The sequence below is a fragment of the Listeria swaminathanii genome, from assembly GCF_014229645.1.
Classification (GTDB): Bacteria; Bacillota; Bacilli; order Lactobacillales; family Listeriaceae; genus Listeria; species Listeria swaminathanii.
The window spans coordinates 179511-203256 of the sequence record NZ_JAATOD010000001.1 but is presented as its reverse complement, the minus strand read 5'-3'; the positions used below and the strand labels follow the sequence as shown (position 1 = coordinate 203256).

General features: G+C 38.9%; 22 protein-coding genes. 7 read left to right on the top strand and 15 right to left on the bottom strand.

What is annotated here, in order from left to right:
* Positions 1-56: 56 nt before the first annotated feature.
* The 6 genes from HCX62_RS00980 to HCX62_RS00955 all read right to left on the bottom strand — a co-directional run bounded on the left by HCX62_RS00980 (position 57) and on the right by HCX62_RS00955 (position 7168).
* Positions 57-572: a hypothetical protein gene (locus tag HCX62_RS00980; protein ID WP_185636694.1), complete on the bottom strand. Its 516-nt coding sequence runs from the start codon at positions 570-572 to the stop codon at positions 57-59.
* 136 nt (positions 573-708) lie between these two features.
* Positions 709-3291 carry an alpha-mannosidase gene (locus tag HCX62_RS00975; RefSeq protein ID WP_185636693.1) on the bottom strand — a complete coding sequence of 861 codons (2583 nt, stop codon included), beginning with the start codon at positions 3289-3291 and terminating at the stop codon, positions 709-711.
* Between the two features lie 15 nt (positions 3292-3306).
* Positions 3307-4413, bottom strand: coding sequence for a PTS fructose transporter subunit IIC (locus tag HCX62_RS00970; RefSeq protein ID WP_185636692.1), 1107 nt, complete (start codon positions 4411-4413; stop codon positions 3307-3309).
* Between the two features lie 12 nt (positions 4414-4425).
* Positions 4426-4746, bottom strand: coding sequence for a PTS fructose transporter subunit IIB (locus HCX62_RS00965; protein WP_003722977.1), 321 nt, complete (start codon positions 4744-4746; stop codon positions 4426-4428).
* On the bottom strand, positions 4743-5207 hold the full coding sequence (locus tag HCX62_RS00960) for a PTS sugar transporter subunit IIA (protein WP_185636691.1): 465 nt from the start codon (positions 5205-5207) through the stop codon (positions 4743-4745). Before HCX62_RS00960 ends, HCX62_RS00965 begins: the two co-directional genes overlap by 4 nt.
* Positions 5207-7168 (bottom strand): BglG family transcription antiterminator, encoded by a 1962-nt coding sequence (locus tag HCX62_RS00955; protein WP_185636690.1) that lies wholly within the window; start codon positions 7166-7168, stop codon positions 5207-5209. Before HCX62_RS00955 ends, HCX62_RS00960 begins: the two co-directional genes overlap by 1 nt.
* Before the next feature lie 160 nt (positions 7169-7328).
* Here HCX62_RS00955 and HCX62_RS00950 point away from each other — a divergent pair, with 160 nt between their 5' ends.
* From HCX62_RS00950 to HCX62_RS00935, 4 genes are all read left to right on the top strand, one after another.
* The gene (locus HCX62_RS00950) at positions 7329-8186 is read left to right on the top strand and encodes a GRP family sugar transporter (protein ID WP_185636689.1); all 858 of its coding nucleotides are present in this window, start codon (positions 7329-7331) and stop codon (positions 8184-8186) included.
* 192 nt (positions 8187-8378) lie between these two features.
* A complete protein-coding gene (locus tag HCX62_RS00945; protein ID WP_185636688.1) occupies positions 8379-8927 on the top strand; it encodes a sigma-70 family RNA polymerase sigma factor in 549 nt (182 codons plus the stop codon).
* 2 nt (positions 8928-8929) lie between these two features.
* A complete protein-coding gene (locus tag HCX62_RS00940; protein ID WP_185636687.1) occupies positions 8930-9361 on the top strand; it encodes a PadR family transcriptional regulator in 432 nt (143 codons plus the stop codon).
* Positions 9358-10608 (top strand): FtsW/RodA/SpoVE family cell cycle protein, encoded by a 1251-nt coding sequence (locus tag HCX62_RS00935; RefSeq protein ID WP_185636686.1) that lies wholly within the window; start codon positions 9358-9360, stop codon positions 10606-10608. The genes HCX62_RS00940 and HCX62_RS00935 overlap by 4 nt, the downstream gene beginning before the upstream one ends.
* 51 nt (positions 10609-10659) lie before the next feature.
* Here HCX62_RS00935 and HCX62_RS00930 read toward each other — a convergent pair whose 3' ends face one another.
* The gene (locus HCX62_RS00930; RefSeq protein ID WP_185636685.1) at positions 10660-11472 is read right to left on the bottom strand and encodes a Cof-type HAD-IIB family hydrolase; all 813 of its coding nucleotides are present in this window, start codon (positions 11470-11472) and stop codon (positions 10660-10662) included.
* Between the two features lie 114 nt (positions 11473-11586).
* On the opposite strand from HCX62_RS00930, the gene HCX62_RS00925 reads away from it, so the two are divergent.
* Positions 11587-11886, top strand: a complete 300-nt coding sequence (locus HCX62_RS00925; protein WP_008946832.1) for a hypothetical protein — start codon at positions 11587-11589, stop codon at positions 11884-11886.
* 115 nt (positions 11887-12001) lie between these two features.
* Here HCX62_RS00925 and HCX62_RS00920 read toward each other — a convergent pair whose 3' ends face one another.
* The 3 genes from HCX62_RS00920 to HCX62_RS00910 form a co-directional block, all read right to left on the bottom strand.
* Positions 12002-13402, bottom strand: coding sequence for a polysaccharide deacetylase family protein (locus tag HCX62_RS00920; RefSeq protein ID WP_008946831.1), 1401 nt, complete (start codon positions 13400-13402; stop codon positions 12002-12004).
* Between the two features lie 294 nt (positions 13403-13696).
* On the bottom strand, positions 13697-14506 hold the full coding sequence (locus HCX62_RS00915; RefSeq protein ID WP_185636684.1) for a ZIP family metal transporter: 810 nt from the start codon (positions 14504-14506) through the stop codon (positions 13697-13699).
* Between the two features lie 25 nt (positions 14507-14531).
* Positions 14532-14723 carry a hypothetical protein gene (locus HCX62_RS00910; protein WP_185636683.1) on the bottom strand — a complete coding sequence of 64 codons (192 nt, stop codon included), beginning with the start codon at positions 14721-14723 and terminating at the stop codon, positions 14532-14534.
* A 288-nt stretch (positions 14724-15011) separates the two neighbouring features.
* Here HCX62_RS00910 and HCX62_RS00905 point away from each other — a divergent pair, with 288 nt between their 5' ends.
* Both HCX62_RS00905 and ppsA read left to right on the top strand, forming a co-directional pair.
* Complete coding sequence (locus HCX62_RS00905) at positions 15012-15872, top strand: hypothetical protein (RefSeq protein WP_185636682.1); 861 nt, start codon at positions 15012-15014, stop codon at positions 15870-15872.
* Between the two features lie 197 nt (positions 15873-16069).
* Positions 16070-18670 carry a phosphoenolpyruvate synthase gene (gene ppsA, locus HCX62_RS00900; protein WP_185636681.1) on the top strand — a complete coding sequence of 867 codons (2601 nt, stop codon included), beginning with the start codon at positions 16070-16072 and terminating at the stop codon, positions 18668-18670.
* A 44-nt stretch (positions 18671-18714) separates the two neighbouring features.
* On the opposite strand, the gene HCX62_RS00895 is transcribed toward ppsA, so the two are convergent.
* The 5 genes from HCX62_RS00895 to HCX62_RS00875 form a co-directional block, all read right to left on the bottom strand.
* Positions 18715-21165 (bottom strand): InlB B-repeat-containing protein, encoded by a 2451-nt coding sequence (locus HCX62_RS00895; protein WP_185636680.1) that lies wholly within the window; start codon positions 21163-21165, stop codon positions 18715-18717.
* Between the two features lie 259 nt (positions 21166-21424).
* A complete protein-coding gene (locus tag HCX62_RS00890) occupies positions 21425-21847 on the bottom strand; it encodes a NusG domain II-containing protein (RefSeq protein WP_185636679.1) in 423 nt (140 codons plus the stop codon).
* A gap of 12 nt (positions 21848-21859) precedes the next feature.
* The gene (locus tag HCX62_RS00885; RefSeq protein WP_185636678.1) at positions 21860-22252 is read right to left on the bottom strand and encodes a DUF1149 family protein; all 393 of its coding nucleotides are present in this window, start codon (positions 22250-22252) and stop codon (positions 21860-21862) included.
* Between the two features lie 69 nt (positions 22253-22321).
* Positions 22322-22702, bottom strand: coding sequence for a VOC family protein (locus HCX62_RS00880; protein WP_185636677.1), 381 nt, complete (start codon positions 22700-22702; stop codon positions 22322-22324).
* A 15-nt stretch (positions 22703-22717) separates the two neighbouring features.
* Positions 22718-23725, bottom strand: a complete 1008-nt coding sequence (locus HCX62_RS00875; RefSeq protein ID WP_185636676.1) for an inorganic phosphate transporter — start codon at positions 23723-23725, stop codon at positions 22718-22720.
* Positions 23726-23746 lie beyond the last annotated feature (21 nt).

The window sequence follows — 23746 nt, the reverse complement described above, 5'->3', positions numbered from 1 at the left end:
CACTTATTAGGAAAAATACAACTCACGGAGACACTCACACGGAAAAATAAAAGCTTTTAACAACGTTCTTCCATAAATCGCAATTTCAACGTATCCACACAAACATCTAGAATCGATTCAAATTCAATAAAACATTTCCCATCAGGTGAAAAATCATCAGACAAAAGAACGTTCATTGATATCAACTCATCATCAAGCACGTCAATCTCCCCAATAATTAGTTCATCCCAAACTGTTGCTAACTCTACTATTTTCTTATTTTCTTTCGCCCACTGAAGAAAATTATATAGGGTATCTCCTTTGCTACTTAATTCCGGCATTTGCATTTGAGCTGATTTCACATTTTTATAGGGCTCCAGATATTTGGTGCCTTTTTGAATTTTAAAAATGTTTTCATTGGCGATAATAGCAAAACCATCAAACTGACCACTTCTATGATAATTTTCTATTATAATGTACTTTTTAAAAATTGCTTTTATGTATCCCATATAAAATTCATTAGTTTCTTCCCTATCTTCATACACTTCATAGATACAATCCTGATTCAATTTCTCTAATTGTTGTCGATTCATTTCTCTATCTCCTTTTTTGAAAATGATTCTGCCAGTTAAAGCGTTTTCAATCCAAAGATACCATGTTTAATAACTCATTGCAATCCAACATAAATAAAAACTTGCTCAAAATAAATACTTTGAGCAAGTTTTCTTTCTATATATCTAATCGCAACGTAACAGCGCCATATGCTGGAATCGTGTTGTTGTCATTTGCGACAACTTCTTCGATAGCATTCACATACTCAAATGACATATCCGAGAGTGCCAACTTTTGTGGTGTGTTAGTTGGGTTTTCCAGGCGGATAATGTATTTATCTGCTGAGTAGTAGGACGGGTGGCACGCTGAAACTAAGTATTCTTTCGGCAAATTCAACATACCTAACGTTTGCTTCGCGCCTAATCTTCGTTCTGTTTTCTGGATTTTATTGTCTAAACGGTGTAAAAAGTGGTTGAACGGTTGACGCTGGTAGGACACGTTTGCTTGGTTGAACGCTTTTGTTCGTTCAGCTGTTTTATGTTCGTCGAAAGCTTGGTCGCCTAGATAGATGGCAAGTGAGAATTCATGTTTGCCAAGTAGTTGCGCACCTGCTGTTTCGATGAGCACGTGGCCTTTTTTCGTTGTGTCACCTGATGCTCGGCCTGGACGGTAAGCTAAATCAGGTTTCCCAAGTTGGCCGGTTGTTGCGAGTAGCGTTAGTGCTAAATGTTGATCCAACTGTTGATATTCTTTGACGCCGCGTGTGAAAATGGTGCAGCTTTCTGCTTCATTTGTTAGCGTCACGCTTTGTTCTAACGGCTCGATATCAATTGGCATTTCGCTGTATGTTTCTTGCCAATTCGCTGGTACGACTGGCTTCCTTTCAATGTATCCGAATGGAAGCGACGCGATGTTGTAATCTGTTTTCACGCCTGTGTTTACTTTCAAGCGTAATCGGTGGTTTTTGATTTGGTTGTCCACTTCGATTTTAACATCTAGCAGTTCGCTACCTTTTTTCAGTTCTAAAATCAGCTCAATTTGTAACTCGCCTTGACCTTCTTTTGTCAAACGGTCTAACGGGAAATCGTTCTTTCCAGTTAAAATTAAACGTTCAACTTCACTCGATTTCTCCGTTTTTGCTTCGGAAAAAGTGAATAATTCCGCGATATCTCCGGCTAACGGTGAATAATCATACGTATCTCCCGCATTCACATCATCTTCTAGCGTAATAAAGGAAGTTGTACGCTCGCCATTTGCTTTTTCAAGCGCGATTTCGCCATTTTCAAAAGTGATTTTGTAGAAATCATTCGCGATTGCCACATCATTGGAAGCAATCATCGAATCCAGTTCGCGGTCATTCTCTTCAAAAGCAATCACGTGGTAACCTAGCCCTGGTAACTCCACTTTGACACGCACTTGAAGCACATAATAACCAGGTTCTTCAATAAATCGGTTCCCAGCTGGCGTTTCTTCTAGCACATTTTCACGCGATGGGATGAATTCTTCTTGGACAATCGTCGCATCTGGAAATGCTGGGAAATGGATGTTTTTATGTTCAGTAACTACTTGAATTTCTTTAAATCCATCAAAATCATGTAAATCGGTATTAAAAACTAAAATTTCATTCGCCTCAAGCATCAAATCATCGGCAATTTTCTTCACAATCGTGTTTTCGATACTATCGCACAGCTCGTCAGCTTCTTTCATCCGGTGCAAAATATCTTCAGCAACAGGATCAGAAACGCAACCCGCCAAACTATCGTGCGCTTGACCTTCAAGCAATTTTTTCCACGTATGCATTAGTAAACGCTCGCTGATGGAAATACCGGATGCCTTAGCAATAACAAGCAGCGGCTCAATACGTGTTAGCAGTTTTTGCTCGAGTGACGCGCTTTTTAGCTTAATATTCATACGGCTTGAGCCAATGGTTTTATGCACTCGTGCCAAAACTGGACTCCTAAACTCACCGCGATATTCTTCTAAATCGGGCAACTCTCTTACATATTGAATAAAATCTTGATAGGTGCTAAGTTGATAATCATGGCGCCCCATCTTGTTGATTTCCGCCAGTTTTTCTGCAAAATTACTAATAATATTCAGCTGATCATTCCCAGATGGAATTAATACTTCGGTCGTTTTGCTATATTTTTCAATAAAATCAATTGCCGGATCAAGGCGACCATCCACGTATGCCGATGTTGGCTCAAGTAGCATCCCCGTGCCGTAACCTTGTGGCATATTAATCGCATAAATAGAAGTATCCTCGCCAAGTCCTTGCCATTTAAAATACGGAGAATCGACATGCTCGCCTAAATGAAGCCCGCGCCAGAAAATCACATTATCAAATCCAGCGTGCTCAAGCAAAGTCGGCATTTGCGCATTAAAACCAAATGTATCCGGCAAATAACCAATTTTCATATAGTCGCCGTATTTTTTGCTATCAAAAATTCCAATCATCGCATTGCGCAAAATCGACTCACTGTGCGCGAAAAAGGCATCTGTTTGCGTAAACCATGGACCAATGAAAAGTTGCTCATCCGCAATCAGCTGTTTAATATCCGCTAATTTTTCCGGATACAGTGCGACATAATCGTCTAAAATCGACAATTGTCCATCAAGTACAAAGTTTGCTTCTGGGTGCTTTTTTAATTCGTCAATCACTTCTGTAAAAAGTTGTTCACTTAGAACCAGTGCATCGGCCGAGGTGAAATACCACTCTCGGTCCCAATGCGTATGGTTCACAATATGTGCTTTAACCATAGTTACCTCCGTTTTTTAAGCTTCCCATTCTGCTTCGTCAATTTCGTCATCGTAGCTAGAGCCAGCGATTTCTTCACCAGCACTTGTTTTACGTAAAGCGACTGACATTCCCGCAACGATGAGTGTTCCGACTGCAATTGCTAGAATGTAAACTGGCCAATTTTCTACAGTGAACCAGCCGTAAAAACCACTGATTGGAGCTTGGTTAATTGCGCCAAGACCTACCGCAAGTGCGCCGCCGACAGCAGAACCAAGTACAGTTGCCGGAATAACTTTAAGCGGAGATTCTACTGCGAAAGGAATTGCCCCTTCACTAATCCCAACAAGTCCCATAATAAGCGAGGATTTCCCTGCTTCACGCATTTCTGTATTGTATTTACGTTTTGCGATTAATGTTGCTAAACCAAGACCAAGTGGCGGGATGATGATTGCTACTTGCGCCGCTGTATTCGGTGCATAAATTCCACTTGTTAAAAGTGCCATCGCCGTTGTTACAGCTGCTTTGTTTACAGGTCCGCCTAAGTCAAAACCAACCATCGCGCCAATAATAGCCGCCATTAGAATTTGGTTTGATCCAGACATACCATTTAACCAATTTTCAAGGGCTGTATTTAAATCTGCAAAAGGAATACCAACAACATAATTAATAATAAGAACGGTAATAAGTGTGCCAAAAACTGGTACTAAAAAGACTGGTACAATAGAAGCCGCCGCTTTTGGCAGTTTCACGTATTTTTTAATCAATAGACATGTGTAACCAGCGATTAAACCAGCTGCAAGTGCCCCAAGGAAACCAGCGCCGATGTCACGTGCCAGCAAACCACCAACAAGACCTGGTGCCAGTGCTAATTTGTCCGAAATGGAATAACCAATAAATGCGGCAATAACCGGGAACATCATTCCTAGTGCCAAGCCACCAAAACCATCTAAACTGTGTAATAACGAAATTAAGCTATTGGCACTATCTGCATATTTCGCGTCCCAAATATCTGTAATCCCGAAAAACGAACCGCCAACCCGCGCAATTGCCATAATTACGGCACCCGCGATAACGAGCGGAATCATATATGAAATACCTGTTAAAACATGTTTCTTTAGTTCACTCCCAATTTTCTTAAACATGGTAAATCCTCCTTATTTTTCGTCAATTAACGCAAGAGCTGCGTTGATTACTTTTTCTGCATCTTTAATCGGTGCGCTTACTGGAACTTCCAGCACGACTTTACCGTCAAAACGTTCTTTATTACGTACTTTAGTATCTACTGCGAAAATGACTACTTCACCAATATTTACGTCTTTTTCGGTTAATTCATTTTCAATTCCTGTCGCGCCTTGTGTTTCTACTTTAATGAGGTTTCCCATTTTTTTCGCGCCTTTTTTAAGGGCTTGTGCTGCCATATATGTGTGTGCTACTCCTGTCGCACATGCGGTTACTGCGATAATTTTACGTTTCATATCTCTACTACGCCTCCATTTAAAATTCGAATAACTTCTTCTTGATCTCTTGTACTTTTTAAATTCTCAACAATATCATCGTCCATTAGTTTCGTCGCAATTTCAGCAAGGATTTTTAAATGACCGTCTGTTTTGTCGGAATCCGTAATTGCCAGCAAGAAAATCATGTTTACTGGTTCGTCATCAAGCGATTCCCATTCAATCATGGCTTTCGTTCTTGCAAAAACGATGGCCGATTTCGTGACACTTTCACTTTTTCCGTGTGGGATGGCAATGTTATTACCTATTCCAGTTGTTGAATGTGCTTCTCGTTCCAAAACGGCTTGAACATAAGTCGCTTTATCTGCTAAAACGCCCTGTTCATTCAACATTTCTGCCATTTCTTCAATTGCTGTTTCTTTGGTTGTCGCTTCTAAATCAAAAACGACTAATTCTTTGGTTAAAATATCTTTTACTTCCATTACATCCCATCCTTTAACAAATGCTCATAAATTTCTGCGGCACTTTTTAGTTGCGTCAGCTTTTCTAGCCATTTTTTATTATCAATATATTTATAAAATTGTTCGTACATCGCGTCTAAATTAATACCATTTTGTTCTGCCAAAGCGATAAAAAAGATTTTATCCACATCGACCAAGCCCCATTTCACTGGGTGTTTCAGTGTCGCGATGACAATGCGCGATTCATTGATTAACGCTGGATCCGCGTGTGGTGTCGCCATTTCTTCAAAAGAAGTGAACGATAGCGCCTCTCTTTTCAGCGCACTTTCCACGATACCTGGCTTAGCAATGCCCTGCTCCACCAATTTGTCGCCAATTTCCGCAATCGCTTCTTCCATCGTCGCAACATCCAACTTCGCAAAAATGGTTTTTGGCTTAATTAAATCAACAAATGGTTGGCTGCGTTTCTTTTTCTTGCGTCTCGTTCGTTCGATTTGGCTTTCGACTTGTTGCAAATCCGCCTTACTCATCATCGGGCTTACAACAATGCTCGGAATGTCCTCTAGTTCGAGGTAGATTGTACTAATGACTAAATCCACATCGACTTCGGTTTCCATTAACGCCTGAACAGACAGTATTTTTTCAATCGTAATCATTGGAAAATATTTTTTAATTCTAGCTGCGAGTAATCTCGATGAACCGAGCCCTGTACTGCATACAAGAACCACTCGAATTTGGTCGGGGAAAGAGCGACTTCTTTCTTTGTATGCTTCAAAATGTAGCGCAATGTACGCCGTCTCATCTTCGTTCACTTGCACATCGTACTTTTGTTCAAATTTTGCTTTAAAGTAAAGCGCTTCTTCAAACGCTTGGGGAAAGTTTTGCTTAATTTTGCTGAGGTACGGATTTTTAAAATGCATACCAAGTTTTAAACGATTAATTGCGGATTTCATATGCGTTGTCAGGTCTTCAAGCAAGCCCTTATCGTAATTTCCTTCCGCTAAACACCGACTGACAAAATCAGCGACATCGTCCTCTTGCGGCGGAGTATTAACGAGCAGCTCATCATGTTGTTGATTATAAGCAGCCGTTAAATGAAGTTGAATATAGCCAACTTCAAATGCTGGAATTTTAATATCCAAACGCTCTTCCAACATGCCAACAAGAATTTCCGTGTTGTTACGCTGTGACTCAAACACATCTTTCATCGGGTCGCTCTCAACGTTTTCCACATACTCACCTTCGCGAATTCGCTCTACCGCAATCGCAAGGTGAATCACAATTGACTGAAACGCATAATCTGTAAAAGTAAAATCATGACGCTCGCTGAATTCTTGAACAATCGCAATGATTTCTTTCAAGCCTTCTTCCGGAAAAATCCCAGTAACATCGGCCTGAATCGTATCGAATGCTTGGAGCACTTTTTCGCCTTCTTGCTTTAAATACCAGTTGTTACCCCAAAAATTAGTAATGAATTTCGATGTTAAGGCACGTTTTTCTCGCTCACTAATCAGCAACTTCATACCTTTACTAGGTTTCTTGTACAAAGTGATGCCTTCTTTTTCCAGCATTTTCGTCACTTCAACCATGTTTTTCTCAATCGTGCCCCGACTAATGTAAAGTTCGTCTGCAAGTTGATGAATCGTGATATAGTCATCTGCTTTAAGCAATTTACTGAAAATGTAGATAACCCGCTCTTCTTTCGTTGATGGGATTTGGCTGACTTGGTTATCTAGGAATCGATTAACTTCGGCAAAAGCATTATTATCGCCTTCAATATACACACCGATTTTTGGTTTACGGACAACCGTCATATCAAAGTCCTTTAGAAAAACATCGATTTCCTTCAGTGAATTTGAGACAGTTTTTTCTGAAAGTCCGAGATGATTCGCGATAGTTCCAACACGTGTTTGACCTGTCTTCATTAGAAACTGAATGATATTTTTTTCGCGATTTGCAATCATTTTCGTTACCGCTTTCATTTTTAATTTTCCTTTCCCTACGTTTATTCTATTACAAAGACTCATCCCCAGAAAACTACGAAAATTACCGCATTGAATACCGTAATTTTGGGATATTGCTGTTCATTTTGGAGAATGGTAGATTTAAATAGCACCACTAACCTAGAAAGGAAGCTTATTTATGTCTATTTATCTTATTGCGTTACTCCCTGTTCTTGGGTGGGGATTTATGCCAATAATTGCGAACTTACGAAAAAGCACCCCCGAGGAACAACTACTGGGGACATCGATTAGTGCGCTATTATTTGCTCTCATTTTATTCTGGATTTTATCACCAGAAATAACGGTTCTTTCTTTTATTGTGAGTTTTGTTTCAGGTATCTTTTGGAGTTTTGGACAATTACTACAGTTTAAAGGGATTGCGGCTTCCAGTGTCGCAAAGGCAATGCCGATTTCAAACGGTACACAACTTGTTGGCGCAACGCTTTTCGCAGTTTTCGTGTTCCGGGAATGGCAAACGGTTACGGCTGTTATCATTGGAGTTGTTGCAGTAATTTTAATCTTGATTGGGGTGGTAATGACCGGGTTTCAAAAACGCGGGAATCATATCACGGAGTCGGTTTCATTTCATGTCTACGGTATCGTTATTCTATCTTCCTTCTTTTTAACGCTTTACGTAGTAACAAACCAGCTTTTTGATGTTACTGGCTTTTCTATCATTTTACCACAAGCAATCGGGATGCTAACATGCGCCATTGGTATTAACTTAGCGAAAAAACAAGCAATTTCCCGAAAAAATGTCACGTTTAACTTAATGACCGGGTTGTCGTGGTCGATTGCGAATCTAGGCATGTTCTTAGCTACCGCCGTTCTTGGTGTCGCAACGAGCTTCTCGATTTCGCAAGCCTGCGTTATCGTCGCAACAATCGGCGGAATCCTCATTTTCAAACAGAAAAAAAGCCCGCTTGAATGGACTTTCATCCTTTCTGGCATACTGTTAATTATGGTGGGTGTCGTATTCCTTAGTTTATTGAAATAGAAAAAGACTGTAAACAAAGTGAGAAATCATTTTGGCTACAGTCTTTTTTTTATTGCGTATTTTTAACAGATAGTTAATACTTTATAAGATGACTATCTCTATTTTGAGATAGATAATATGATATAAATAAAACTTTTCCAAACCCAAATGATACTTGCTTCGTCTAATATTGCAGAAGAGGGTGAAACTTAAATGACTGAACTTGAAGAAATAGGAATTAATATTAATAGCATAGAAAATACAGAACAAATTATCAGCCAGTTAATGGATAACTACAGCGATGATATACTGCATCTAGTTTTTTCCTATGTAAAGAACCGAACAACAGCGGAGGATTTAACGCAAGAGATATTTATTAAATGCTACGAAAAATTAAATCAATTTAATAACAAGTCATCAATAAAAACGTGGCTATATCGAATTGCCATTAATCATTGCAAAGATTACTTGGGTAGTTGGCATTATCGCAAACTAAATTTCAGCGATAAAATTTGGGATTATCTCCCGTCCAAGTCAAAACGCGTTGAAGAAGAAATCATTTCAAAAGATGTAGCAAATAGCTTAATGAGCGCTGTTATGGATTTACCAGTAAAGTACAGAGAAGTTGTTTTTTTACATTACTACGAAGAGCTCTCTTTAGCGAATATCAGCAAAATTACTGGTGTAAATAGCAATACATTAAAAACTAGATTAAAACACGCCAGAGAATTATTAAAGAGCAAGATGAAAAAGGAGGTTTAATCATGAACGATCCATTCTATAATTTAAAGGATTCTATAAAAAAAGATTTTGAGGGTTTTTCTTTTTCCGAAGAGCGAAAAAATGCAGTAAAAGAAACAATCCGGAAGAAGCAATCTCACTTAGAGCTTCACTACTGGAAAGAAGAAACGCTTAGAAACATTTTAGATTCACTGCACGATGAAGCAAAGCATGGATACGAAATTTCCACGCAACTATTTCAAAAAAATGAACTTAGCTTCAAAAACAATGAAGGTCAGCTGTATACCCTTTTACATCTACTTGAAAACAAGAAAATCCTCTCATCAAAATGGATAGAAGATAAGAAATATTATTCCCTAACTGCGAAAGGGAAAAAATTTGTAGCAACTTTTGAACGAAGAGGCTCTAAGCAACACGGATCACTGAAAAATTTAATGGAGGAGGCTTCTTTATGAGTTCTGCTATATTTGAGGAATATTTAGGTAAAGTAATAGCTAAAGTAAAATCCAAACAAGCTCACAGTATGATAAAAAAAGAGCTTAGTAATCATCTGGAAGAGCTAAGCCAAGCCTTCCAAAAAAGAGGATTAGCTATAAAGGATGCGGATAAAAAGGCGATGCAAGAAATGGGAGATCCCTCTACTGTTGGCAATAACATGAATCAGCTTCATAAACCAAGAATGGATTGGCTCCTTATTGCGTTATTTATCCTACTTGCCGGTATTGGTTTTCTTCCACTGATGAGTGATGTAGTGTCACCTAATTCTTTCTTTATAAAAAAACAAATCGTCTGGCTCGCCCTTGCGATTCTTGCTCTGATTGGATTTCTTTTCTTTGATTATAGAAAACTAAAAAATTTATGGATGTATTTTTATGGCGCTGCCTTAATCCTATTTTTCATATCTTTTTTTGTTGGTACTAGGCTTATTGGAGGAGGAATATGGCTTTCTTTCGGAGGTATTATGATTAACGGTCCAGCTATATCCTTATATTTATTCTTGATAGCGTGGGCTGGTATTTTCACCAAAATTACTGACTTTAAAGGTTGGAAAAAACTAGTAGGTCTACTAATCCTATTTTGGCTCCCAGTTATTTTCTACATTATGCTCAGCCAATTTGTATTTAGTATTATATATTTTTTGTGTGTATTAGTGATGTATATTTTTTATTATCGTCATAACCGATTTGCCATTAAAGTAGCACTGGGCAATTTGCTTGTAGGTATCATTTTCATTAGTATGATGATTCTTAAATACCCTAGTAGCTATCTCCCTGATACAACCATACCCTTGAAAGATATTCTTTCAAAAGCTGGTTGGTTCGGCAAAGGACTTCACAACAATCTAGCACTCCCTGAAGCACATACAGATTTTGTCTTCCCATTTCTCGTCTATTCTCTAGGCTGGGTATTCGGAATTTCCCTTTGCTTAATACTACTTGTATTTATATTGCGGATTTCACTAAACGCTTTTAAAACAAAGGATTTATTCGGCAGATTATTAACACTTGGAGGGGCGGTATTATTTACCGTTCCAGCTTGTTGGAACATTCTTATGGGGCTTGGAATAGTCCCAATGATGCTAGTACCCCTGCCGTTTATCAGTTACGGGGGAAGCATGTTACTAGTTTACGCTGCACTACTCGGCCTTATTCTGAACGTTTATCGAAGAAAGGATATTGTAGAATCTACACTGGTAAATTAACTTAGTGTATAACCGACATGTTTACCACTTTCGAAAAAGCCAAAGACCGGATTAAGATCTTTGGCTTTTTTTCATATAATCTTCTATAACTTGTAACACGCCAGCTTCTTTGTTTGAGGCGGCCACATGTTTCGCGGCAGCAAGAACCTCTGGACTACTTTCTCGCATTGCATAACTGTTCGAAGTTAGTTGCAACATTTCAATATCATTATTCGCATCACCAAAAGCTAACAAATCATCCGGTACCACTTGCCATTCATTCAAAAGTTGCTGAATCGCGCTCCCTTTCGTCACACCTGGAATAATAATATCAATGCTCCCATGCCCACTCGACACAGCGCGAATTTCGCCAGCAAAGGTTTGATTCAAATCTTCCACAATTTGCCCCGTCTTAGCCACTTCGACATCAAGCGCAAACTTAATGAACGTATCATCCGGAAGCACATCGAACGAATCAACCTCTTGCAACTCAAAATAATATTTTTTCGCAAATGCTTTAAAATCTGGATTGGCCGCTTTTAATAAATAAGCACTTTTCACGCCACAAAGAATCACTTGTAAGTCTTGATATTCCTGAATTAACGTCCGCAAAATCTTATGAACAAGCTCCTCCGCAAAACGATTCACACTACGTAATTCCCCTTGATGAAAAATAACTGCCCCATTCTCAGCGACATAAAAAAGCTCGTCATCCTTCTCAGGAAAAAAAGATTTCAGCTGATAATACTGATTGCCACTCGCAACAATAAACCGAATCCCACGTTGCACTAATTCCGCATAAATCTGTTCAAATCGCACGCGGTCATATTCGCCATTTTCATCTAAAAAAGTCCCGTCCATATCTACAGCAATCGCTTTTATCATCCATCTAGCCCCCGTTCAAATAATTGTCTCTATTATAACAAACATTTTAGAAAAACTTGACTCTGCTTCAACGTTTTGTTATCGTTACATTAACAACAAGAAAGGAGCATAACTATGAGAAGCCTGGATGCAGTAGAGATACTCAGACGTGGCGAAACCATTGAACGTTATAAAGAAGGCGGAAATTCGATGTTACCTTTAATCAGATCGATGCAACCTGTTCGTTTAGAACCGATTGGCACGAGAGAATTAAAAGTGAACGATATCGTATTTTGCAAAGTTCGCGGCAGTTTTTTTACACATAAGATTAGTAAAATTCGCGGTAAACAATATCAAATTTCTAATAATCACAAACACGTGAATGGTTGGATTACACGTAATAGTATTTATGGCATTGTCACCAAAATTTGGTAAATGCTAGGTAACATGCAACGAAAAAGTTGGATGTTTTTTATTTTGCCCAAAATCAGGCTTCGCTAAAAATAAAAAAAAGTAGCTAAAATGATTACCTCACTTTAGCTACCAATTTTTATTTCACCATTCTTGACTCTGTTTTGTCGAAATATTGCTTCCCAATTTGCAATTTCTCGCCATAAAGTTCGTCAATCGTAACAAACTCGTATCCTTGACTCTTCAGTTGTTGCAATGTAGCGTCAAGGCTCGCAGCAGTTGTTTTGTGGATATCATGCATTAGTACAATCGCACCGTCCGTTGCACCTGCAAGGACTCTTTGCGTTACTACGCCAGCATTTTTATTTTTCCAATCTTCTGTATCAACAGACCACTGAATTATCGGAAGACCGATCGCTTCAGCAACTTCTTTGTTGACTGCACCATATGGAGGGCGCATTGTCGTTGGAAAATATCCAGTTTGATCAAATACTACTTTTTGTGTTTGTAAAATTTGGTTGTATACTTCTTGCGTTGATAGTTTAGTTAATTGTGGATGATCCCATGAGTGGCTTCCAACTTGGTGCCCTTCTGCTAATTCACGTTTTACTAAACCTGGATTTTGCACTACGCTTGAACCTAGTACAAAGAATGTTGCTTTTACATCATAGCGTTTCAATGTATCAAGTACTTGTGGCGTTACTGCCGCACTTGGACCATCATCAAAAGTAAGTGCAATTCGCTTATTGGTTTTTGCTTTTGGTACTTCTGGAACTTTAACACTACTTGGTAAATAGCGTTTATTCACAGAATTAGCAATATCCGCAAGTTGTACGTTCACTTTCTTCGGTTCTGAAGCCCCTGGAACTTCAATTGGTAAAATTAGTTCAGAATTAGTGATTTCAAAATCAGTTTGATCCCATTTCACTAAACTCTTGATATTCCCAAGATTCCCAACATCTTTTAAAGAATAATCCCCTGTTTTAATAAGTTCTTGCTCAACAGCAGATTTTACGTTTAGTTTTGTTTCATCGTTCTTTATTAATACTTCCCCAAGTGTTAATAAAGCGCCTGTTTCTGCGTCGGTTACAATGTTTTTGCAAATATCTTTTTTCTCTTTGAGTACAAATTTAGTTTTACCTTCTTTTACATACTCAGATTGAACTGCTTTGTAAGATACTGCTTGTTCGGCCATTTTCTGCTTTTGATAAGTGTAAAAAATAATCCCTTGCTTTTCGTTATCTCTCTTTAACTTCTTAACTTCTGCATCTGTGGCTTTTTCAATTTCTTTTTGGATAATTTCGTTGTCTTTCTTCTCAGTTGTTTTAGGAATGTAGGAAATAATTTCTACTCCGTTTTCTTTCTTATCCAAGCGGCGGAAATTTCCTCCATCTTGGTCCTTCATTAGTCTGTCCATCTGCATTATTACTTTGTTGCGCGACTTTGAAAATTGGTATTTTTGGAAACCTATTACACCAACAAAAACCACGGCAATAATGAGAATCGTAACTAGTGAAATTCTAATCCACCTAATTTTCACATTATGCACCTCACCTTTGAAAAACCTTCCCCAGTTTTTCGTATAAAACAATTATACATGAAAAAAAACAACTTTCTAGCTTTTGTACTAAAATAGGAAAAAAGAACCAAAAAAATCGTAAAAAATGTCACGAAAAAGACACGGATAAAGTGGGAGCTTTTTTCCGTGTCTGTTGTATAGTTACAGGATTACCCCTGAAAACTAGCACATATTGTGAAGTATTTCACTATCAATTCTACCGCAAAAAAACGTATTCCGCAAATATTTAATTACGTTTTTAAGCAGTTTTGTAATTTATCCTAAAGCAACATCTAAAACCATCATCACCGCAAAGCCAGCCATTGTTGCCGCAGTCGCTAAATCCGCTGAACCTTCTACTTGAGATTCCGGGATTAACTCTTCTACAATAACAAAAATCATCGCTCCAGCAGCAAACGCAAGCGCGAACGGTAAAATAGGTGTAACGAAAACTACTAAAATTGCCCCAATCACCGCGAAAACTGGTTCAACCACCGCCGATAATTGGCCATACCAAAAACTCTTTTTCCGAGATAACCCTTCTCCGCGCAAAGGAATGGATACTGCTGCCCCTTCTGGAAAGTTTTGAATTCCAATGCCCAGTGCCAAAACGATTGCTGTAATGAGCGTCTCTGTGTCCCCTGTTATTACCGCTCCAAAAGCTACCCCCACCGCTGCTCCTTCTGGAATGTTATGAATAGTAATGGAGAGCACGAGTAAAATACTTTTTCTTAGCGATGTTTTTGGTCCTTCTTTCGCTTGCTCTGGAAATCCGAAATGCAAATGGGGAATAATTCGGTCAATAACACGTAAAAATATCCCACCAAGTAAAAAACCTACTAAAGCCGGAACAAAAGAAAACTTCCCTAAGTCTTTACTCATTTCTATTGCAGGAGCGAGAAGTGACCAGAAACTTGCTGCGAGCATAACACCAGCAGCAAATCCGAGCATGACGTTGCCCCATTTTTTATTTAAATTTTTAAAGAAAAATACGAGTGATGCCCCAGCTGCCGTACAAGCCCATGTAAAAATCCCGGCAAGTAATGCTAACAGTACCGGATTTAGTGACGATAAGTAATTTAACAATTCACTTTCTCCCTTTTCCTATTGCTTATTTGCCAGACCAGCCCTGTTTAAATCCTCGAGTAAACGCACAAGCCTTACTCACTCCTGTTTTAACAGCCCAAACGGAACCATAAACAGAAATTTTAGCCGCCGTTCCAGCAACAGTCCCAGTTTTCCGAGCTACTTTTTCTGCTTTCGCTCCAACTTCTGCACCAATTTCTTCTATCTGTTTTGCCATCTCTAGCACCTCCAAAGCACTTGTCTTTCCTTCATCATAAAGCAATCAATTAGATTATTCAAGTTGGTGGATAGTTATGCTCCCTAACAAATAAAAAGGAAACTATGATAGCTCAACAAACTTAACTACTATAAAATTTTTGTAATTTATTTCACCTTTATTCCAACTCTTAGATAATTTCAGCATTTTTTTCCTATTAACGTATAAAAAATAGCGAATTTATCTTGTGTATTCACTCACATTATGCATATAATATAGCGTTGAACAAAATGGGAGAGGGAGATGTATATGACGGGATTAGGAATTTTATTATTTCTAGCAGGTATTGGTGTGTTGATTTTTGGTATTTTACGTTTTAGAAAGAGAAATTGGCCTCGTAGAAAAACACAAATTGTTATTATTAGTTCTATTTTAGCGATTATTATTGGGATTGGGATTATTCCTGCAGCTGAAGATGAAGCAGCCACGGAAGAGCCAAAACAAGAAGAAAAAACGAAGACTATTGAGACTACACCACTTTTAGAAGCAGAAACAACTTTCACGACGGACGATGATGGAACCTTGATTGTTGAAGGGAAAACAAATCCTGGCGCAGATGTAGCGCTTGATTTGGTGGATCTTCCAGACGCTGTGACTACAGCTGATGAAGATGGTGCCTTCCGCCTTTCCGTAAATGAACTTGATAAAGCACAAGATGCAGTTCTTTCTATTGTAATTGACGGTAAAACAAAAGAACAAACGCTTAAACTAGCAGTAACTCCTGCTTATGAAACGAAACTGGCAGCTAAAGCAGAAGCAACTCGTGTCGCGGCTGAAAAAGCCGAAGCCGAGCGAGTAGAGCGCGAACGAGTTGCAGCCGAAGAAAAACGCGCGGCTGAGGCAAAAGTAGCGGCTGAAAAGAAAGCCGAAGAAGCTAGAGTCGCATCTGAGAAAAAAGCGGCTGAGGCAAAACGTGCTTCCGCAGAACGAGCTGCTGCACAACCAGATACTAGTAATGAACAAGGACAAATGGTTTATATCACAGCTACCGGCAATCGATATCATTATGATCAAAACTGCCGCGGCTTAAACAACTCCAACGGTGAAACAGCCGTAACAGTTGCCGAAGCCAAAGCACAAGGCTTAACTTTATGTAAATTTGAACAGTAAAAAAAAGCAAAATTTCTTGTAACGAGAAATTTTGCTTTTTATATTTGTTTTTAATTGAAATTAGACTGGATTCGTGGTAAATTTATAAAGATATAATCGTTCAAATATGCTTGTGTAAAGCAATCCCTACTTTAATTATACAACATAGTATTCTTTGCAGTCAAGTATTATTTTTCGAAAAATAGGAGGATAAATAAATGCAGCCATTCGTATTAAACTTTCAAGACATCGATAAAACCACGGAAGCCCTTGTTGGTGGTAAAGGCTTAAATCTAGGCGCCTGTTCCAAAATCGCCGGAGTTCTTGTCCCACCAGGTTTTTGCCTAACTACGGAAGCTTATAAAAAAACATTGGCAGAAAACAGCGAATTCAATCAGCTACTCCAACATCTTTCCTTACTAAAAACGAGCGATAGTGACTCTATCCGAGAAATCAGTGCGGCTATTCGAACGCTGATTCAAAATATCGATATTGCTCCTGAAATTCTAGATGCTATCGACGCTTCCCTTTTAGATTTAGGTGAGCATGAAGCTTATGCAGTGCGTTCTAGTGCCACTGCGGAAGACTTGCCTCACACTTCATTCGCCGGGCAACATGATACTTATTTGAATATTATTGGTAGAGATGAAATACTTCTTCATATTAGCAAATGTTGGGCTTCTTTATTTACTGAACGAGCTATTATTTATCGAATCCAAAATCAATTCGAACACAGCAAAGTCCAGCTAGCGGTTGTTGTTCAACAAATGATTTTTCCAGATGCTTCTGGTATTTTATTCACAGCTGACCCAATTACCTCCAACCGAAAATCACTTTCGATCGATGCCAGTTTTGGCTTAGGTGAAGCACTTGTTTCTGGTTTAGTTTCCGCTGATTCTTATACGGTTCAAGAAAATACAATTACAAACAAAATAATCGCTACTAAAAAACTTGCTATTTACAGTATAAAAGAAGGCGGAACGGAGACGCGCCAGCTTGAAGAAACGCAACAAACAAAACAAACATTAACTGATTCGCAAATTTTGCAACTCGCGAAACTAGGGAGAGAAATAGAAGCTTATTTTGGTAAGCCGCAAGATATCGAATGGTGTTTGGTGGGCGATACTTTTTATGTTGTTCAAAGTCGACCTATTACTACTTTATATCCAATTCCTGAGGTGGATGCGCCCGGTAACCGCGTCTATATTTCTGTTGCACACCAGCAAATGATGACGGATGCGATGAAGCCACTTGGACTTTCCTTTTATCTAATGACGACCCCCGCTTCTATGTATACTGCCGGCGGACGCTTATTTGTCGATATTACGCAAAGCATGTCATCACCAGCTACTAGAGATATGATGGTGAACTCGCTCGGCCAATCAGACCCACTCATTAAAGACGCCTTACTCACGGTGATTAATAAAAAAGATTTCTTACAAACATTGCCAGTTGAGACTACTAATTCCAAAGTGGCTGCTTCTGGAAAACCACCAGTCCGTAACGTCCCTGATCCAGCTATCGTTTTCGATTTAGTCAAAAATAGTGAAAACTCGATAAAAAAACTGCAACAAACGATTAAAACAAAAAATGGTTCCGATTTGCTTGATTTTATTGCAGAAGATTTAGCGGAATTAAAAAATGTTTTATTTAACCCAACTAGTATTGATGCGATTATGGCTGGAATGGACGCTTCGGCTTGGCTAAATGAACATGTTTATGAATGGCTTGGAGAAAAAAATGTGGCGGATAAGCTTTCTGAATCAGCTCCAAATAACATCACTTCCCAGATGGGCCTAGAATTGCTAGATGTAGCCGATGTCATTCGTCCTCATCCTGCTGTCAGAGCTTATTTAGAACAAACGAAGAACCCCCACTTTTTAAACGAACTAGCTACTTTAGAAGGTGGAACAGCAGTCAAAAAAGCATTAGATGATTACTTGCAAAAATACGGCATGCGCTGCGCGGGCGAAATTGACTTAACGAAAACACGTTGGATGGAAAACCCGCTAGCACTCCTCCCGCTTATTTTAAGCAATATAAAAAACTTCGATCCTGGCGCGAGTAAACATAAATTTGAACAAGGCAAAAAAGAAGCTGCAAGTAAAGAGCGCGAAATCCTTGAGCGCTTGCATCAGCTACCTGATGGGGCGAAAAAAGCGGCGGAAGTGAAAACAAAAATCGATATTCTCCGCAATTTCATCGGATACCGCGAATATCCAAAATACGGCATGATTAACCGCTACTTTATATACAAACTCGCTTTGCTACGAGCTGGCGAACAACTGGTTCAAAATGGCGCGCTTCATGAGAAAGAAGATATTTACTTCCTTTATTTTGATGAACTACGCGCCGCTTCCCGCACAAATCAAGCCGATTACGAGCTTATCAATCAGCGAAAAAGTGATTTTACATCCTTTGAAAAATTAACACCGCCGCGGATTCTTACTTCCGACGGTGAAATGATCAATGGCAAATACAAGCGTGAAAACTTGCCAGAAGAAGCCATTCTCGGTCTTCCCGTTTCATCTGGCACGGTCGAGGGTCGGGCCCGCGTCATTTTAAATATGGAAAAAGCTGATTTGGAAGATGGTGATATTTTAGTTACCGCCTTTACCGACCCTAGTTGGACGCCAGCATTTGTTTCCATAAAAGGACTCGTTACCGAAGTAGGTGGGCTGATGACTCACGGGGCTGTAATTGCACGCGAGTATGGTCTTCCTGCTGTCGTCGGCGTCGAAAATGCTACAAAAATCATCAAAGACGGCCAGCAAATACGGATAAATGGCACAGATGGTTACATTGAAATACTTGATTAAACAACAAACCCAGCATCCCTAAAAAGGAATTGCTGGGTTTTTGTTTACGCTTTTTTTCTCCAAATGACAAACGCGGAAGATGAAAGAACTATTCCGGCAAGTAAATCTTTCCACGGAGTATCATCACCTGTTTTTGGCAATGTCTCCGTTTTAGCAATGATTTGTCCTGATGTTGGTTCTTTTGGTGTTATTGTAAGGTTCTTATTTTTAGTTGGTTCATTTGTCGGCACTGGTCCATCCGTAGAGTTTTCGCTCGGTCCGTTTGTTGGATCTGGAATGAGTGGGGTTTCTTTACTAAAATGGGCGTATAAAGTGATATCATTCGCGGGCATTTTCATTGTTGCGAAATCCCACTTCGTTCCGCCTGTCTCCGCGTCATACCAACCATCAAAAGTATAGCCTTGTTTGGTTGGTGCTGTTGGTTCTTCCAGCAAGGTATCATAAACTATGGTTTCATTCGTTACTGCACCATCTACATTAAAATTCGCTTGATAATTGTTGACGGAAAAATGGGCATATAGCGTAACATCATTCGCGGGCATTTTCATCGTTGCGAAATCCCACTTCGTTCCGCCAGTCTCCGCGTCATACCAACCGTCAAAAGTATAGCCTTGTTTAGTTGGCATTGCTGGTTCTGGAACTAGCGTATCATTCGCCACATCTTCATCCGTTACTTTACTGTCAATCACAAAATTCACATGATAGTCGTTAAGTGTAAAATGGGCATATAGCGTAACGTCATTTGCGGGCATTTTCATTGTTGTGAAATCCCACTTCGTTCCGCCAGTTGCTGCATCATACCAACCATCAAAAGTATAGCCTATTTTGGTTGGTGCTGTTGGTTCTTCTAGCAATGTATCATAAACTACGGTTTCATTCGTTACCGCACCATCAACATTAAAATTCGCTTGATAATTGTTGACGGAAAAATGGGCATATAACGTGATATCATTTGCAGGCATTTGTCCCGTCGCGAAATCCCACTTCGTTCCGCCTGTTTCTGCGTCATACCAGCCATCGAATGTGTAGCCTTTTTGGGTTGGGCTCGTAGGTTCTGGAATGAGATTTTCTTCTGTTACAGTTTCCACTTCGCTTGCATTACCTTCTACATTAAATGTGACTTTGTAGTCTAGTAATTCTTTTAACGGTTGTGTTATGAAGCCGCTATAATTACTTGTCCCTGTCCCAATCGGTATTTTCTGGCTGAACATATATTTAACTTCTGGTAAATAGTTCGGTAAAGACCACTTCAAGTTCGGTGCGTCGTAGGTACCATTATTGCTAATCGTTTCAGGCGCAATTAGTGTCCCATCTGTGCTAGTTATATTGTTCGGAACAGAGAGTGTCTTCGAAAAATTACGTTCTGGATTTGTTATCATCTGATTAGAGAAGTCAGAGGATTGTATTTTGGTTAAGTTGACTAAAGGACTTATGTCGGTAATATGGTTTTGTGTTAACTGCAAACTAGTTAAATTAGTTAATCCTCCAATTATTTTCACATCCACTATTTGGTTATACCCCAACTGCAAATAAGTCACATGGGTTAGATTTCCCAAAACGGATATATCACTAATTTTATTGTGTTGTAAATCCAATGAAGTTAAATTGGTTAAATCTTCAAGCATACTAATATTAGTAATCTGGTTGTTTGCAAGTTGCAGCGAGGTTAATTTTTGCAGATTAGCCACAGGACTTACATCAGTAATTTCATTATCGCCTAAACTCAAATACTGGAGTCTTGTTAAATTGTTCACAGGAGTAATATCAGTAATTTTATTCGAATATGCTGCTATATTGTTCAATTTTGTCAAACCAGCTAGCGGACTTAAATCTTCAATTTGATTGTAACTCAAAGATAAACGAGTTAGGCTGGTTACATCAGCTAGTGGCGTCAAATCTTTTAATATAGACTCTGTTACTTCTAAATTATCCAAACGGGTCATATTTCGCACTGGGTTTAAATCACTAATATTCGAATTACCTCCCAAACGCAAACTATACATTTGGGTTAAATTCGCTAGTGGACTTAAATCACTAATATCATTGTCTTTTAGATATAAGTTAGTTACATTAGTTAAGTTTTGAAGCGGACTAATATCAGAAATTTTATTATCACCTATATAGATTTCCGTTAGTTTTGTTAAATTACTTAACGGGCTGAGATCTGTAATTTGATTTCCATTAAGATTTAAAAATTCCAAATTAGTTAAATACTCAAGGCCTTCAATAGAAGCTATTTTTTTCGCGACTACTGTTAGATTTGTAATACTTTCTAATTCTTCTTTCGTTACTACATCTGTGACACTTGATTTTTGAAGTTCTACTCGTATTCCCTCAGCTAAATCCGCATCAGGGAAAATTTGGTTAATTGGCGCTGGTGGCGCGACCGTTGTTGCAGCTTCCACATTATTATTACCCTGAATACCTAACACCATAAATAAAAGGCTCAAGATAGTCATTATGGTGATGGTTTGCTTAAAATATTTTATTCTCATATTATTCCCTTCCTTAAATTAGCTTAATTAGAATTATTATTGCTTATTGATTGTAACACCAGGCTTTTTAGCTATAGTCTAATTTTATTATCCGATTTTCAGGGTTTCTGCGACATGTTCTTCAGATACATTGGAATAGTATGAACAGTAGGCGACATATTTTCGACACAAATAGTTAATTGGTTAAATTGATTGATTTTCGGGCATAGCTAGCTCCTTTTTTCTCAAAATAAAAAACACACTAATCGCTTAGTGTGTTTTAATTTGGCACAATTAAATCTGTATCGGGGTCTTTGCTTTTTTTGTTTGTTGATTTGATTTCTACGAATACTTTATGTGGCAAACAAACAATGGTGTCACCGGCTTTGGATTTCCAGCCCATCTTAACGCCTACTTGATCTGGGCTGTTGTCTTCTTTAATACGAATCCGTTCGCCATCTACTTCCATCAAATTATATTGCGCGCCTTTTCCTTTAATCGTAAATTGTTCATTTCCTTTATGGCCAGTTAGCGGAATTTCCCGGATTACTTTGCCATCTTGTGAAATGATTGCTACGACGTCATCGCCTACGTGTTTAGCTTCCGCGACAGAAAATAATATTAGTGGTAAAAACGAACCCAAAATCAGTGCAACAATAATTACAAAGTCAAATGGGCGTACCATTTTCATATATTGACGCATTTTGTCTCCTAACTAGCCATTATGATTGGCATTAAAATCTAGGCTAATTCCCGGCTCATCGAACGCAATTTCCGTTACATCATATGTTAAACGCTTGATGTAGTCAATTAAAGGATTCGATATCCCTTCCACATCGACTGCTTCTAAATCCGAAAAGTCACCGAAAAAGTCTTTCAATTGAATAATGCGGCTGATTCTACCATCAATCCGGAAATTTTCAAGCACTAATAAAAAAGGAATCGTTACTTTGAAAATCTTTCCTTTTGACATAAGTTCCACATTTCCATCCACTGGCTCTACTTCATGGACCTCTAATTCAATTTTGTTTTCGAATTGCTCATTTGCTTCCACTGTTGTTTCAAAATTATACTTTTCTACGACAATCTTATTAGTTACGATATCCATAAAATTCACCTCATTTATAATATGTACATCCGTATATTACATGTTTAGCAAGTGATTCGCAACTTACTGCTACCATGTTATTTCGATGCGATTTCCTTCTGGATCAAGCACGACACTTTCATAGTATCCGTCGCCCGTCATTCTTGGCTCACCAGCAATTTCAAATCCATCTTGTCTTAGTTTTTCTGTCAATTCATCTACCGCTTCTTTTGTTCCGGTTGAAATAGCGATATGCGCCCAGCCTAGGTTTTCGCCGCTTAGCTGACCTGTTACGTCCGTCCGACTCATAATTTCAAGTCTAGCCCCGTCCGCAAACGAAAGAAAGTAAGAAGTGAAGCCCTTTGTTTTATTTTCATATAGTTCATTTGCAGTTGCATCAAAATAAGTAATATAAAATTCTTTCATTTTTTCTAAGTTGGTTGTCCATAATGCTACGTGTTCGATTTTCATTAAAACCCCTCCTTATTATAAAAAGATTGCTGCTGATATCCAGTATACCACTGCTGCCAAAAGTCCTGCCAGTGGTAACGTAATAAACCAAGTAACAACCATATTTTTCCCAGTCCGCCAATTGACTTCTTTTTTATGATTAGCTGTTCCAACGCCCATAATCGAACTATCAATTACTTGCGTTGTACTTACTGGCAACTGGATAAGGGTTGCTGTCATGATGACGGAAAGTGAGCTTAAATCAGATGCTACTCCGGTAACTGGGGTAATTTTCATAATTTTTGTTCCGACCGTTTTGATAATCCGGTAGCCACCAACAGACGAACCTATTGCCATTGACGCCGCACAACTGACTTGCACCCAGAAAGGAATTCCAGCCGACTCTTTCAAAAGCCCACTCGCAACTAGAGCAAGCGTAATCACACCCATTGTTTTTTGCGCGTCATTTGTTCCGTGTGAGTATGCTTGGGCTGCCGCGGTTCCAATTTGGATAAAACGAAAGCGCCGGTTCATTTTCCCAAGTTTTTTGTCGTGAAAAAGGTGTTTAAAGAGTGAATAAATCAAGTAACCTACTGTAAAACCGAGAATTGGCGAGATAATTAACGCGATAATAATTGTTGTAAATCCAGACCAATTAAGCACGCTAAAACTGCTGGCGGATGCAATCGATGCTCCTGCTATCGCGCCAATCAGCGCATGCGAGGAACTACTCGGCATTCCGACAAGCCAAGTCATCAAATTCCAAATCACTGCGGCAATTAAACCACACAAAACAACAAACTCCCCATTATTAAGCGAAAACGGGTCCACTATGCTTTTTGTGAGCGACTCCGCTACACCAGTAAACGAAATGGCACCCAGAAAGTTCATGATTGCTGCAATTCCAATAGCTACGCGAGGTTTTAACGCTCTAGTTGAGATACTCGTGGCAACAGCATTGGCAATGTCGTGAAACCCATTTATAAAATCAAATGCTAACCCCACGATGACAATAATAATTGTTACTAAAATAACTGTATCCATTCAGCAGTCTCCTTGTCGAGA